14 protein-coding genes are annotated in these 14,233 nt (G+C 47.0%); 6 read left to right on the forward strand and 8 right to left on the reverse strand.

The genetic code is table 11. The annotated features are described in order from the left end of the window. Window positions 1-54: 54 nt before the first annotated feature. Window positions 55-2,139 carry a TonB-dependent receptor gene (locus BST96_RS07410; RefSeq protein ID WP_085758088.1) on the forward strand — a complete coding sequence of 695 codons (2,085 nt, stop codon included), beginning with the start codon at window positions 55-57 and terminating at the stop codon, window positions 2,137-2,139. 59 nt (window positions 2,140-2,198) lie between these two features. Continuing rightward, window positions 2,199-2,903, forward strand: a complete 705-nt coding sequence (locus BST96_RS07415; RefSeq protein WP_085758089.1) for an SDR family NAD(P)-dependent oxidoreductase — start codon at window positions 2,199-2,201, stop codon at window positions 2,901-2,903. Window positions 2,904-2,966: 63 nt separating this feature from the next. On the opposite strand, the gene BST96_RS07420 is transcribed toward BST96_RS07415, so the two are convergent. Together BST96_RS07420 and BST96_RS07425 are read right to left on the reverse strand one after the other, a co-directional pair. Beyond that, window positions 2,967-3,923, reverse strand: a complete 957-nt coding sequence (locus BST96_RS07420; protein ID WP_157117894.1) for a YbgA family protein — start codon at window positions 3,921-3,923, stop codon at window positions 2,967-2,969. Further along, window positions 3,916-4,359: a pyridoxamine 5'-phosphate oxidase family protein gene (locus BST96_RS07425; RefSeq protein ID WP_206045421.1), complete on the reverse strand. Its 444-nt coding sequence runs from the start codon at window positions 4,357-4,359 to the stop codon at window positions 3,916-3,918. The genes BST96_RS07420 and BST96_RS07425 overlap by 8 nt, the downstream gene beginning before the upstream one ends. A 233-nt stretch (window positions 4,360-4,592) precedes the next feature. Here BST96_RS07425 and BST96_RS07430 point away from each other — a divergent pair, with 233 nt between their 5' ends. Both BST96_RS07430 and BST96_RS07435 read left to right on the forward strand, forming a co-directional pair. Next, complete coding sequence (locus BST96_RS07430; RefSeq protein ID WP_085758092.1) at window positions 4,593-6,203, forward strand: ExeA family protein; 1,611 nt, start codon at window positions 4,593-4,595, stop codon at window positions 6,201-6,203. 2 nt (window positions 6,204-6,205) lie between these two features. Then, window positions 6,206-6,949 carry a general secretion pathway protein GspB gene (locus BST96_RS07435; RefSeq protein ID WP_085758093.1) on the forward strand — a complete coding sequence of 248 codons (744 nt, stop codon included), beginning with the start codon at window positions 6,206-6,208 and terminating at the stop codon, window positions 6,947-6,949. A gap of 158 nt (window positions 6,950-7,107) precedes the next feature. On the opposite strand, the gene BST96_RS07440 is transcribed toward BST96_RS07435, so the two are convergent. From BST96_RS07440 to BST96_RS07460, 5 genes are all read right to left on the reverse strand, one after another. Beyond that, window positions 7,108-7,401 (reverse strand): hypothetical protein, encoded by a 294-nt coding sequence (locus BST96_RS07440; RefSeq protein ID WP_085758094.1) that lies wholly within the window; start codon window positions 7,399-7,401, stop codon window positions 7,108-7,110. Window positions 7,402-7,732: 331 nt separating this feature from the next. Continuing rightward, window positions 7,733-8,776, reverse strand: coding sequence for a TIGR00266 family protein (locus BST96_RS07445; RefSeq protein WP_085758095.1), 1,044 nt, complete (start codon window positions 8,774-8,776; stop codon window positions 7,733-7,735). A 393-nt stretch (window positions 8,777-9,169) separates the two neighbouring features. Next, window positions 9,170-9,526, reverse strand: a complete 357-nt coding sequence (locus BST96_RS07450) for a hypothetical protein (protein ID WP_085758096.1) — start codon at window positions 9,524-9,526, stop codon at window positions 9,170-9,172. A gap of 29 nt (window positions 9,527-9,555) precedes the next feature. Next, window positions 9,556-11,559: a methyl-accepting chemotaxis protein gene (locus tag BST96_RS07455; RefSeq protein ID WP_085758097.1), complete on the reverse strand. Its 2,004-nt coding sequence runs from the start codon at window positions 11,557-11,559 to the stop codon at window positions 9,556-9,558. Window positions 11,560-11,929: 370 nt separating this feature from the next. Continuing rightward, window positions 11,930-12,805, reverse strand: coding sequence for a LysR family transcriptional regulator (locus BST96_RS07460; RefSeq protein WP_085758098.1), 876 nt, complete (start codon window positions 12,803-12,805; stop codon window positions 11,930-11,932). A 110-nt stretch (window positions 12,806-12,915) separates the two neighbouring features. Here BST96_RS07460 and BST96_RS07465 point away from each other — a divergent pair, with 110 nt between their 5' ends. Together BST96_RS07465 and BST96_RS07470 are read left to right on the forward strand one after the other, a co-directional pair. Further along, window positions 12,916-13,686 carry a ferredoxin--NADP reductase gene (locus BST96_RS07465; protein WP_085758099.1) on the forward strand — a complete coding sequence of 257 codons (771 nt, stop codon included), beginning with the start codon at window positions 12,916-12,918 and terminating at the stop codon, window positions 13,684-13,686. 21 nt (window positions 13,687-13,707) lie between these two features. Then, window positions 13,708-13,926: a DUF2970 domain-containing protein gene (locus tag BST96_RS07470; RefSeq protein WP_085758100.1), complete on the forward strand. Its 219-nt coding sequence runs from the start codon at window positions 13,708-13,710 to the stop codon at window positions 13,924-13,926. A gap of 64 nt (window positions 13,927-13,990) precedes the next feature. On the opposite strand, the gene BST96_RS07475 is transcribed toward BST96_RS07470, so the two are convergent. Beyond that, a complete protein-coding gene (locus BST96_RS07475) occupies window positions 13,991-14,233 on the reverse strand; it encodes a DUF6868 family protein (protein ID WP_085758101.1) in 243 nt (80 codons plus the stop codon).

Below are 14,233 nucleotides of genomic sequence, written 5' to 3' on the forward strand. Positions count from 1 at the left end.
GTCCTGGGTTTTGCCCGCGACCTTAGTTACTCGTAATTACAGGATTTCAACATCATGAATTTTTTATTTAAACAGGCTGCCCTGCCGGCTGCCTTATTGTCTGCTGTGTCCGCAACAGCACAAAACACAAGCCCGGAACAAGATACAGCGATTGAGCATATGTTGGTTACCGTACCGATGCATCGCACCGAAGCAGAAACAGCGATGCCGGTCACGGTATTAAGCGGTGATGAACTACGCAATAGTATGGCCAATACCATCGGTGAGACTCTGGCGCTAAAACCGGGTCTGGCCAATGCCAGCTTTGGTCCCTCCGTTGGCCAACCAGTTATTCGAGGCCAGCAAGGCGCCCGCGTTACCGTCTTGCAAAATAGCACCAGCAGTGCCGATGCCTCCAATATCAGCGCCGACCACTCTGTTAGCGTAGAGCCTATTTTGGCGGAATCGATTGAAGTGCTTAGAGGCCCTTCAACACTACTCTATGGTGGCGGCGCGATTGGTGGCGTAGTCAATGTGGTTGATCAACGCGTGCCTGTCGCAGTACCCGAACAGCTAACGGGTGATATAGAAGTTCGCCATGGCTCCGTTAATGATGAAACCACCGCCGTCTTCGCCCTTAATGGCGGCAGCGGCCCCCTCGCCTTTCATATCGATGCCTTACAACGAGAAAGCAATAATGTAGAGATCCCTGGCAAGGCCGCCCCGGAAGATGAAGACAGTACGGACGGCTTTATCGACAATTCTGATGCGGAAACGAGCTCCTACACCTTGGGTGCCAGTTATATTGTTGATAAAAGCTTTATTGGCTTCTCCGTAAATCGACTTGAAAATGAATACGGTGTTCCCCCTGGTGCCCATGGCCACCATGAAGACCATGATGATGACCACGATGAAGCGCATGACGATGATCACGATGAAGCGCATGAGGGCGAAGAGGAAGAAGAAGTCGTACGCCTCGATATCGAGCAAACTCGCTATGATATCCGCGCCGATATTCATGAGATTACTCCGGCTATTGAAAACCTGCGCTGGTTTTTCACTTATACCGATTACGAGCATGTGGAATTAGAAGGTGCTGAAGTGGGCACCGAATGGCGTAATACAAGCTGGGAAAATCGCTTTGAACTGATTCACGCCCCGATCGCCCAGTGGCATGGAGTGATTGGTGTGCAAATTAAAGAGTCAGAAATTTCCGCGGAGGGGGAAGAAAGTTTTATCCCTGAGACGGATGTTAGTAACTATGGTTTATTTATAGTTGAAGACTACCATCGTGGTGACTGGACCTATGAACTGGGTGCCCGTGTTGACCGCGACGAGTTAAGCCCGGACTCCGCCACGGATAAAGAGACCTTTACCAGCCTCAGTTTATCCGCCTCTGCCCTATGGCAAAGCGAATCGCCCTGGAGCGTCGGTATCGCGCTATCGCAATCTGAACGTGCCCCGGTAATTGAAGAACTGTTTTCCAATGACGGGAATAGTTTTGGCGACTATGTAGAACATGTAGCCACCAGCTCTATTGAACTGGGCGACACCGATCTGGATAGCGAACAATCCAATAATATTGACCTGACCGTAAACTATAAAACCGACTGGGTTGATGGCTTTGTCACCGTCTTCTTTAATGACTTTAGTGACTATATCTATTTGCAAAATACTCGCTTGGAGCAGGATGAAACCGAGATATTGCAATACTCGCAACAAGACGCCGAGTTTTACGGTATTGAATTTGAATCGACCTTTATACTGGGCGAGGCCATGGGCGGTGAATTTGCCCTAACCGTATTTGGTGACTATATCGAAGGCGAGTTGGATACCGCCGGTGATGTACCCCGTATGCCACCACAGCGTTTAGGCAGCAAACTGGCCTTTACTCAGGGCAGCCTGTCTACTTATGTTTCGGTGGTTGAAGCGGATGACCAGGATAAGCCCGGCTTTGATGAGGAGGCAACCGACGGTTACACCCGCTGGGATGCCGGTATCAATTACCGTGTAGCGATTGCCGATAGTCAGGAAGCGCTAGCCTTTTTACGGCTAAAAAATATCTCGGATGAAGAGATTCGCAACTCAAGCTCTTTCTTACGGGAGATTGCGCCGGAAGCGGGTCGATCTATTGAGGCTGGGCTACGTTACAGCTTTTAAGGCCTGTTGTGACCCGCCGGGGTACGGTACTATCGCCATAAATTACTGGAGTGTTTGCTATGGATAAAGTACTGGTTATTACCGGCGGTAGCCGCGGCATTGGGCTGGCAACCGCAGAACGCTTTGCCGATAAAGGTTATTGCGTGATTAACCTTTCTCGGCAGCAACCCGCTTTAACTGGCATTACACATATCACCGCTGACCTAAGCGATATCAACTGGCCCAGCCGCTGTGGTGACGCATTGCTTGAGCAGCTTAACGGTGCCGAGGCAATAACACTGGTTCACAACGCCGGTGTTTTAGCCAAGGATACGGTACGCGATATAGAGGCAGAGACATTTCAGCGGGTTATGCAATTAAATGTTATTGCCGCCAGCCAACTCAACCAGCTTCTACTGCCGGTAATGAATACTGGCTCTTCTATTCTTTATGTTAGCTCTACGCTCGGAGAAAAAGGTGTAGCCAATACTTGTTCCTATGTGAGTTCCAAACACGCACAGATTGGTTTGATGAAAGCCGGTTGTCAGGATTTATTTGGCTCGGGTATTCATAGCGCAGCAATCTGCCCCGGTTTTACCGATACGGAAATGCTGCGGGACCATGTGGGCAATGATGCGGAGGTGTTAGCTTATTTTGCCGGACTGTCTGCTTTTGGCCGATTATTGGCGCCCAAAGAAATTGCCGATACGCTGTGGTTTTGTGCCAATACTCCGGCTATTAATGGCTCAGTTATTCATGCCAATTTGGGGCAGCTGGAAAATTAACGCAGGGTGGATTGTAATCCACCAATTGTGAGGGTGAGGGAAGGTGGATTGTAATCCACCCTACTATATTCCCGCCTTCGCGGGAATAACGCTATTTTGCAAGAAGGTTTGCTGGCCAATATAGTCATTGGGGTAAGTATTAAAATAATGGTTTAGCAGTGTCACCGGTACAATCAACGGCACATCGCCGGTACGGTACTGGTCAATCACATCATCAATTGAAATTCTTTCCGTACTACTAATATCCCGTTTTAAATAGCCTTTAATATGCGATAAGGCATTGGTATAACCTTTACGTGTGGCCGAGGACTTAAGTGCAGTCATCAGCATGTCAATAAACTGGTCTGCCTGACGCTGGGGATTTTGACGATCGGGTTTGGATAGTAGACGGCCAATGGCTTTATAGGTCGTAATGCTATGGGCCATTACTAAATATTTATAGCGCGAATAAAAACGGCTTAACTGATGCAGCGTGGGGACTTCACCGGTTCGATTGATTTGCTTCCACTCATGGTAGGCATGCACTCTGCGAACAAAGTTTTCACGCAGATTAGGGTCATGCAAGCGACCATTTTCTTCAACCGGTAGTAAGGGGTCGTTGTCCATTAGCTGCTGCGCATAAACGCCAACGCCGGTATTGGGTAGCGCATTGCCTTTATCGTTATAACGTTTAACCCGCTCGAAGCCGCAACTGGGTGAACCTTTTACAAAAATATAACCGGCGAAGTCACTGTGCTTTTCTGCCATCTCATTGGCAAATGTTCTCAGTGGCTCGGCATAGTCAACGGTTTGTGATTCGCTATCTTTAACATAGATGCCGCTATCGTTTTCAACAATTCTGATCGGCTCACGTGGCACGGGTAAACCAATGGCCACTTCCGGACAGAGTGGCAACATATCCATGGTTTCAGATAATTTGTCCAATACATGACTGCGCTTTTTAGCATCACCGCTGTAACGAACCGCGTGACCCACTAAACAAGCTCCGATACCGACTTTAGGTTTATTGTCATTAAGCATTGGCTGCACCCTCCATTCTCTCGCTGTAATCCCAGTGGGATACATTATTGGGTTTAATCCGAATAACCATTTCGTCATCCTTTCTGGATAACAGCCATCTGGCCAGGTCACTTTGTTGAGTGCCGAGATAGTTATCGATTAAATCTTCGAGTAAGTCGTCCTCGAGGGGGGAAACACTGATATGGCCAACGCCTCTTACACCTTTATAGGGGGGTGTATTACTGGCTATCTCAAAGCCCACCTGGTTGTTAACTTCCAATTGACGCAGCACCCAGGCAGATTCATGGGTCACGCTATAGAAAGAGCCATCACGGTATTGGAACCAGAGTGAAATAATATGCGGGAAGCCGTCTTCTCCCTGCACCGCCAGACGAATAGGAAAACTGCGTAGATCACTATCCAAATTGGCTATCGAGGCCGCACTTTTTGAGTTCATCATCTTTCTCCAAACAAAGCCGCTTTTGCTATATACGGCATATATCGGGATTACGATTAAATAAACCCCGTATCTCGGTAGGGTGAATTACAATCCAGCGGTTTTAGCGGCTGAAGGCGGGGTTTGGTGGATTATAATCCACCCTACGGAGGGCTGAGCAATAGCATTAAATGGGCGGTTTATGCATAATAAGCCGCGTTTATTATTTCCAGGCAATATACAGGCGAAACTCCATGTACCACAGCTACTTTGGTTTAAAAGAAGCGCCCTTTTCTATTGCGGTAAACCCCCGCTACCTGTTTATGAGCGCCCGCCACCGGGATGCTCTGGCACACCTGCTTTACGGTGTAGGTGTAGGTGGTGGTTTTATCCTGCTAACCGGAGAAGTCGGTACCGGTAAAACCACGGTCAACCGCAGCCTGTTAGAGCAAATCCCCGATAATACCGATATCGCCCTAATCCTGAACCCGGCACTGAATGCGATTGAATTGCTGGCCACCGTCTGTGATGAACTGGGTATTGACTATGATAGCGGCGAACAAAGCCTTAAAGCGCTAACCGATAAGTTACACCAGTTTTTACTCTCCAATTATGCCAATGGTCGCAATACCGTATTACTGATTGATGAAGCCCAGCATTTGCAGTTTGAAGTGCTGGAACAAATCCGTCTGCTGACCAACCTTGAAACCAATACTAAAAAGCTACTGCAAATTATTTTAGTTGGCCAACCCGAATTACGTACCCTGCTGCATAAACCGGAGCTGCGGCAACTGGCCCAACGCATTACCGCCCGCTACCAATTAAAGCCCCTTAATCTGGCAGAGACCGATGCCTATATCCGCCATCGTTTACAGGTGGCCGGTCTTCCCGCCAACCAAACTCTGTTTCCGAAAAAAGTAGTTAAAGGCATTCATACGGTTAGCCGCGGCGTACCCCGTATTATTAATGTGCTATGTGACCGCATGTTGCTGGGTACTTATGGCAAAAATAAAACCATCGTCGATCGCGCCATGTTAAAGCAGGCCATTACCGAGGTGATGGGGGAAGAAGATGATATCGAGTTGCATGCAGCGAAAAATTTTTGGCCTATTATTGCCAGCCTGGTCGCGGCTATGTTTATCGCCTCGGCCTGGTGGATGTGGCCCAAGCCCAGTGAAGCGCCTAGCCCTGTAGCTCCCGCAGTAGTAGCGGCGCCAGAGATTAAAGAACCGACGATAGCCCCTGCCCCTGTCACCGCCGAACCGCTATGGATCAATAACGAACAGCAAGCAATCAATGAATTGCTTACCGCACTCAATCTGGAGAGCACCAAGCCAAGCATCGACTGCAATAAAAAAGACTACAGCAGCCCACGCTGTGAAAGACTGACGGTAAAAACCTGGCAGGAGTTAATGGCTTATAACCGGCCGGTCGTACTCTCACTCATTACTCCCGCCAAGATGCAAGCCTATGCCACGTTGGTGGCGATGGATAATCAACAGGCTACGGTGCAACAAGGCTCTATCACCAGCGACATACCCCTGTCCCGGATCGGCGAGATTTGGACCGGTGATTTTATTCTTATCTGGTCACCGCCACCGGGCTATACGGAACCTTTTTCTGAGGAGTATAGTGGCCCGATGGTACAATGGCTGGCACAGCAATTTGCTGAACTGGATGGCCAGGACTCGCTGTTAGCAGAAGGCAGCTTTAATTCAGCGTTAATGCAGCGGATTAAAATTTTCCAAAAGAATAATCAGTTATTAGATGATGGAGTGGTCGGCTTAAAGACCTTGCTCAAACTGAACGAGCGCCTCGGCAACGCTAAAGCGTTGGTCATAGACAATACTGCGGTGGAGGGTTAAACATGTCATTAATACTTGATGCCCTGAACCGTGCCGATCAGGAAAGAGCCGAAGAAAACCATACCCCCAACCTCCATGCCAGCCATGGCCCTGCCCCTGAAACCAGCAGCCCGCTTCGGCGCTGGATTATTGAAGGGGTTATTATTGTGCTAGCACTGGCTGCCTTTGGCTATTCCCAATGGACGGATGAAACGGTTACGCCAGTCACGCCTGTGGTGGAGGCCGAACCGGCACAAGCCATAACGGTAGAAAAACCAGTACCTGCACCACCGGCCCCGGCCCCAGTTGCGGCCGCGCCCAAGCCTAAACCTGTGGTTGAAACAACGGTAGCGAAGAAGCCCGTAGAAAAACCTGCCAGCAATACCTCCATTGCTTCTTTGTATCAACAGCCCGCAGCAACAACGCCGATGGTAAAAGAGCCTGTGGTCACTGCAGCCCCCGTCGTTGAACCGGTGATGGAAGCACCGGTGGATAATACCCAATTTATATTAAAGCAGATTCCCTTAATCACCGAGCGATCCAGCCGTTTTCAACGGGGCGTACCTACCCTGAACTATGAGGTTCATGTTCACTCAGCCGATGATGGTGCAGGTTTTGTAAAGCTTAATGGCCGTATTGCCCGTGTTGGTGCTCAGGTGGCACCGGGTTTAAGGCTCATTGCTATTTTGGATGACAGTATTGTGCTGGATTTAAACGGTACGCAGTTTCGGCTGCCTGCTTTGAATAGTTGGGTGAATTATAAATAGGGTGGATTTAGATCTACATGTTTGTTGAAACTCAAAGACGTAACAGGATAAGAGCAGCATTGTAGGGTGGATTATAATCCACCAAACCCAGCTATGAGATGCCATAACCGGTGGATTATAATCCACCCTACTTCAACAATCGTCTTATAGCGCTGTCGTTATTGAGAAGCCTCTGTTTGGGTTTCTTCTATGGCCAATAGCTCTTCACCTTTGGCAACAGCCTTAACATTTTTTGCAGTACCTTCAACCCTTTGGCTGGCGGCCTTAATGTTGCTCGTAGTGTCATTGATTTTTTTGCTGGTCTTTTCAATTTCGGACGTCGCTTCATTGACGTCATCCAACAGGCTATTTAAACCTGAAAAAAAGCCGCCCTTTGACCCCTCTGCAAACACCGGATTAACCATCATCAAGCTAAATAGCGTTACGGTGGTTAGCGATAGTAATCTCTTCATAATCAATCTCCTTTTAACCCTTTAAGATGTCATAAATAATTTAACGGTATACGCCAATATCCATAGCGGTCCTTTTATTAGATGGTATCTCGTCATCTTTCCCTGACACACTGTACCTCTAAACTGTACCTCTAAACTGTACCTCTAAACTGTACCCCTAAGATGTTGTAGTATGGTTTGGTTTTAGGCTACCTTGATTGAATAAAACCCTATCCCATATTGGGTGGATTATTTAATCTTCAACAGCACTATAAGTAAGACACTTTTAGAGGCTTTTTCCCCACCTTGTAGAGAAAAAATTGGGCAAGTTTTTACGAGAGGGTGAATAGCATTAGCGGCGGTTTAATAAATCACCCACCACCCCTAATGAATCGATGAGTGAGCCTTCTCCGACTTGGGCACCACCGCCTAACTGTTTTGGCATCGCTGAATGTAATTTTCCGGCAAGGCGGCTAAAGGGCATGGACTGCAACCAGATATTGCCCGGGCCTGTCAGGTTGGCAAAGAAAAAACCTTCGCCGCCAAATAAGGCGCTTTTTACACCGCCCACGAACTCCACATCATAGTGTACGGTTTTTTCCAGTGCGACTAAGCAGCCAGTATCTACCTTGATGCTCTGCCCCGCTGTTAGTTCAATATTATGAATACTCCCGCCAGCGTGAACAAAAGCCAGGCCATCACCTTTCAGGCTTTGCATAATAAAACCTTCGCCACCAAATAAACCAACACCAATGCGTTTTTGAAAAACAATATCAATACTGACGCCTTTGGCAGCACAGAGAAAACCCTCTTTCTGACAGATAATTTCGCCGCCCAGTTCTGCCAGGTTAATGGGGATAATTTTTCCGGGGTATGGTGCGGCAAAGGCAACACGGTGTTTAGCAACACCACTGTTGCTGAAGGCTGTCATAAATAAATTTTCACCGGTGAGCAGGCGCTTGCCAGCACCCAATAGATGGTCAACCACGCCGCTCTGTGTGCCCTCGCCAAAAATGGTTTCCATGGTGATGGGGTTATCCATATACATCATGGCGCCAGCTTCAGCAATAGTGGCTTCGCCGGGGTCTAATTCGATTTCTACATATTGCATATCATCGCCATAAATAGCGAAATCGATATCATGGACTAATGCCTGCTGGTGAAAGGTTGCTTTGGGGATGCGCTGGGGCTTTTTGATGCCGCAAGCTTCTGCAAATAAAGGGTGCCATGAGACTGGATCCCATTTACCCATACCGGGGCCAAATAGCAGCATGTCGGGTTTGACCTTGCCTTGTTTTATTCCCAAACGAATTTGCGGTTCTGAAAAAGGCCCCTGAGGTTTTCCACTCACATCAAGATACCAAACCTTGCCATTATCATCCTGGCTAAGTTCCATAATGACTCACTCCATAATCTGAAATTTGCTTATTCAGACTAGCAGGGAATGAGGATGCAAGCCATTACAGCTAGGGTGGGTCATGATCCACTGCTGTTTCACGAATTTTAACAGGCTTTGCGCTAAGCGTCCGGCAGTGAGGGGTCTGTTTTCCGGGGACGCTGTAAACCATCCATGGGCGCTCGACAAAATGCGTCCATGCATTTTGACGCCCCGGAAAACAAACACCTCACTGCCTTAAGATCACGCTTTCTTTCACGTTTGTTGAAACCAGTATCGTAGGGTGGATTACAATCCACCAAGCCCAACCATGAGCATCCATATACCGGTGGATTATAATCCACCCTACAAAAAAGGCGACCCGAGGCCGCCTTTGATAACGCTATAGCGTTTCTAACCACACTGGTTAAATTCTGTAGCGGTATTGGCATACTCGGTACAGAAGTCATCACTACCGGCACCGGTCTTAATGGCATTGCCATCAAATACGGCATTGATCACTTTGGACTTGGTAATACTTAGACGCTTATTGGCGCAGGACTTGGTAGCCATGGCGGCACACTGGTCAGCACTGTCGGCTTCTTTAAATTTAGAGCAGGAGGCTTTGCCCTTACACTTTTTATAGCTGATATTTTCTTTACCAGGGCAGGCGGTACGGGTGTATTGAATTTCGCACGTTGCAGCGGCGACAGTACCCGACCAAAAGGTTAATACCATAATGGCAACACCGATAAGTTTTACTGTTTTCATAATCATTTCCTTAGTGGTTTAGTGAGGAACTACACTTTAAATTGATTGACTAATGTGAGCTGAGTTTCTGCCATACGAGCTAGCTCTTGGCTGGCCATTTGGTTTTCAGTGGCACCGGTTGCGGTCTCTTCTGCAACCTGAGCGATTTCATTGATATTTCTATTTTGTTCCTGAGTGGCGGCGGCCTGTTCTTCTGCAGCGCTGGCAATTTGATGGCTCATATCTTTGATATTGGTAATCGCGGATGAAATAAGCCCTAACATCTCGCCAGCTTTGATAATGCTATCGACACTGGTTTGCGCTTCTTCACGGCTTTTATTCATGGTGGTTACCGCTTCACGAGCACCGGCCTGTAGTTGTTCAATCATATTGTGAATTTCATCGGTAGAGCTTTGCGCTCTACTGGCAAGTGTACGCACCTCGTCAGCCACCACAGCAAAACCTCGGCCTTGCTCACCAGCACGGGCCGCTTCAATGGCTGCATTGAGTGCCAGTAGATTAGTTTGCTCGGCAACACCTCGAATAACATCAACCACAGAGCCAATGTTTTCGGCATTTTCATTGAGGTTTTCAATCACGGTGGCACCGTTATCAATATCGTCAGACAGGTGACGTATAGCGGCAATGTTCTGGTCAAGCAACTGTGAACCTTCGCTGACCTCTGCATGGGCTTTTTCTACTTCTTCCAGGGTGAGGTTAATACTGCGGGCCACTTCATCAACGGTTGCGGTCATTTCTTCTATAGCCGTCGCAATCATATTGGTTTGGTCTTTTTGCCGGGCAATGCTTTCAGCGCTTTGCTCGGAAATAGCCGCGGTCTCTTCTGCGGTGGCGGCTAGCTGAGATGAATTACCATTGATTTCTTGTAGGGTGTTGCGCAAATGTGTAACCAGCTCTTGTACGCTATTTGCAACAGTGGTGAACTCATCGTTACCTCTTGCCACGATATCGTGTTGCAAATCACCGCTGGCCGCCCATTGAATGGCCTCAACAATTTCATTAAGCGGTTTGCGAATGGACTGCGTAATTAGAAAAGCAATTAACAGAGATACCACAATCGCAATAACGGCAAAGACAATAATTAAGGTTTGGCTAAAACTAACTGACTCTGTTGCTGAACCTGCAATACCTTTTGTTAGCCGGCGAATATCCGTTGCTAAAGAATTCAGGCCTGTAACAGCTGCTGAGCTGGCTTCTTCCATGGCTTGTAAATGTGACTTGGATTGGCGGTCGCTGCGAAGCTTTGAGATATACAGCGGTAGCAAACCATCACTACCTATACAGGCATTTTTAAAGCTATCGTAGGACGCTTTAAGGGTATTAAATTCGTCAGAGCCTGTTAGCTCTCCGCTTTGTTCTATTTTTGCAATGATGGCATCCATTTGTGCGAAATTTTCTTGTACTGTTCTTTCAGCACCTTCCACTGCAGCAGGAATTGTATTTTCTAAAGCATCTAAAGCTTCTATACTGGTATCATCCAGTAAAATAGTCAGCTTACTGAGTAGAGTTTTATTTTCGCTGCGCTTTAGTAAACCCTCTATATCAACGGCGTAGCTAATAACCTCATCGCCCATATCAATAAATTTATCACTTTTATCACTAATGATTCTTCCCTGACGCAGAGAGCTTTGATGGGAGGCCATCATTTCATCTGCCGCAGAAAACATCTCAGCTTGAGAGGCTAAGATCCCCTGCAGTTTTTTCGCCATAGCAGGATCGTCTTTGGCCAACGCTTTTAAGCGTGTCGCGGCATCAGTATTGTTGTCCATTAAATCGCTATAAATATCTGCGATGTCTTCAAGGTCATTGATGCTTTGTGTTTTATGGTAGTGAACTAGTTCAACCTGTGCTTCAAGCTGGTTAGATAACATGGCCGCAACCGAGTCCACCATAGGTACCGCTTTGTCTGTAACACTGTGAAGGCTATTATTAATGCTATTGAGACCAAATAAGCCGGCGAAAAGAATAGCGGCTGCCAGTAACAAGACAATGACATAGCCACCGATAATGCGTGCAGATACAGTAAGATTCATAAACAGATCCTGGTTCTTGTCTAACGTGTAACCTATACCTTGCAACTGCGACACGTATACCCCCGGCTTTTCTATCGGGTCATTACGTTCTACGAAGGCTGATAATGTGTAGGAGGTTCTTTAGGTATAGCAGTAGCCAACCTGTTTTCAACACCCCATGCGTTCTATTTCAATCGTTAAGTCAGATGTTTTTTATATTTGACTAATATTGTCGACTATTTTTCTGATATTGGTATAGGGAATTTTACTTAGGTTTATCAGTAGTTTAAGCAATACACTGAAAAAGCATAACAACTTGCCGCTATCATCTGCGTTCTTCAGGCTTTAATGACAAGGGATGCTTAAAAATTTTTGCCTTATCGCAAAAATATTACTGGGTACATAAGGCCAGCCAACGCTGGATACCTGTGCTGCGGTATTTATTTTTATGCAGTATAACGTAGAAGGCTCGATGAAAATCTCGGTGAGGTACTAATAAAGGGACTAAGTTGCCTCGTTGGAAGGCATCTTCAAGGGTGATTCTTGATAAACAGGATATCCCCAAACCCGCTTCTACAGCCCGTTTGATAGCCTCGGTATGTTGTAACTCTAACTTAATTGTTTGCTCTGCTAACAGGCCATGCATAGCGCGGTCAAAACCTTGCCGGGTACCAGAACCGGTTTCCCTTAGTATCCAATCAGCGGCTAGCAAATCCTGATCTGTTAATACCTGCTTTGCCGCCAAGGGGTGGTTGGGGGCACAAAATACAACTAGCTCATCATCACGCCAGTGGCTGACTTCAAGATCGGCATGGTGGAATTCACCTTCTATTAAACCAAGGTCCAGGTCGAAGTTAAGCACCTGTTTGGCAATGGCCTCGGTATTGGCCACCTCTAGCTGGATTTCGGCACTGGGGTTCTCCCGCATAAACTCAGCCATTAGACCCACGGCCAGGTAATTGCCAATGGTGAGGGTGGCCCCCACTTTAATATGGCCAATATCCTTATGGTTGACCAACTCCTGCTCTAAAGCTCTGGCCTGTTCGATCAGGGCCTGTGCTTTTGGCCGCAAAGACAGGCCCTGCTCATTGGCTTGCAGGCGTTTGCCGACCCGGTCAAACAGCTGCATATCGAATTGTTGCTCAAGATCTTTAAGCGCCCCACTCGCCGCAGACTGGGACATGGCAAGGCTCTGCGCCGCTTTGGTGACATTTTCAAAATGGGCGGTGGCAAGGAACACTTCTAGCTGCCTGAGGGTATAACGCATCGTTCTATACCTGTAAAACCGATTATATAAACAAGAATAACCCGTTTTACTAATATATCAACCCCCCTATTCTAGCCCCAATGATTCAACAGCAAGATTAAGGAACCACCATGAGCAACTTACTGACCGAACAAGTCACCGACGTTAACCACTGGACAGACACTCTGTTCAGCTTTAAAACCACCCGCCAATCGGGCTTTCGGTTTAAGAATGGCCATTTCACGATGATTGGGCTGGAGAGAGAAGGTAAGCCGCTAATGAGAGCTTATAGTATTGCCAGTGCTAACTACGAAGATGAGCTGGAGTTTTTTAGCATCAAAGTGCCCGATGGCCCGCTAACCTCTGAACTTCAGAAGATTGAGCCCGGTGATACCATTCTGGTCAGCAGCAAACCGACAGGTACTTTGATTTTGGACAATCTGCTACCCGGTAGAAATCTGTACCTTATTAGTACTGGCACCGGCCTGGCACCGTTTATGAGTATTATCAAAGACCCTGAGACCTATGAACAGTATGATAAGGTGATTCTGACCCATGGCTGTCGCTATATTGATGAGTTGGCCTATCAGGAATCGATTAATGAGCATCTGCCCAATAATGAATATTTTGGTGAACAGATTAAAGAGCAGTTAATCTATTACCCTACGGTTACCCGTGAGACCTTTAAGAATGAAGGCCGCATTACAGATTTGTTAGCCAGTGGTAAATTGGCCGCTGATATTGGCCTGCCCGCCTTTAATAAAGATGATGATCGCTTTATGATTTGCGGCAGCCCCAGTATGTTAAAAGATACCTGCGCGATTTTAGACGCTCAGGGTTTAAAAGAAGCCCGTCACGGCAATGCTGGCCACTATGTGATTGAACGGGCGTTTGTTGAATAAATAGTGATACAGGTAGTAATTATGAAAGATGACAATGCCGGCTCGGAAGAAAAACCCCTTAGCTTTTTTCAAATGGTCGGCAGTGTTTTAGCCTCGTTTTTTGGTGTGCAGAGCAAGAAGAATAAAGAGCGAGACTTTAAGCGCGGTAAAGCCTCACAGTTTATTGCAGTCGGTATTTTAATGACGGCTGTTTGGTATGGGGCGATTTACTTTTTGGTCAATGTGGTTCTAGCAAAATAAACCGTAGGGTGGATTATAATCCACCGATTTTTCAGCATAACGGTTTGGTGGATTGCAATCCACCCTACGAGAAGAAACGCAGCACTAAATAAGGTGTTAGGAAGAATACAAATACCAACAACTTAAATAAACCGATACCGCAATAGTGAATGGTATCAAAGCTATCTTCGGATACCTTAAACCACTTAGTATGCAGTGTATAAACCGTATCTCTGGCGGCAACAAAAAACAAAAACCAGAGTGTTAGCAGTAAATAATTAATCACTGCACCCCAACCAAAAAAACCTGTCAGTAGTTCGCTATTCAT

This window comes from Oceanicoccus sagamiensis, from assembly GCF_002117105.1.
Taxonomy (GTDB): domain Bacteria; phylum Pseudomonadota; class Gammaproteobacteria; order Pseudomonadales; family Dasaniaceae; genus Oceanicoccus; species Oceanicoccus sagamiensis.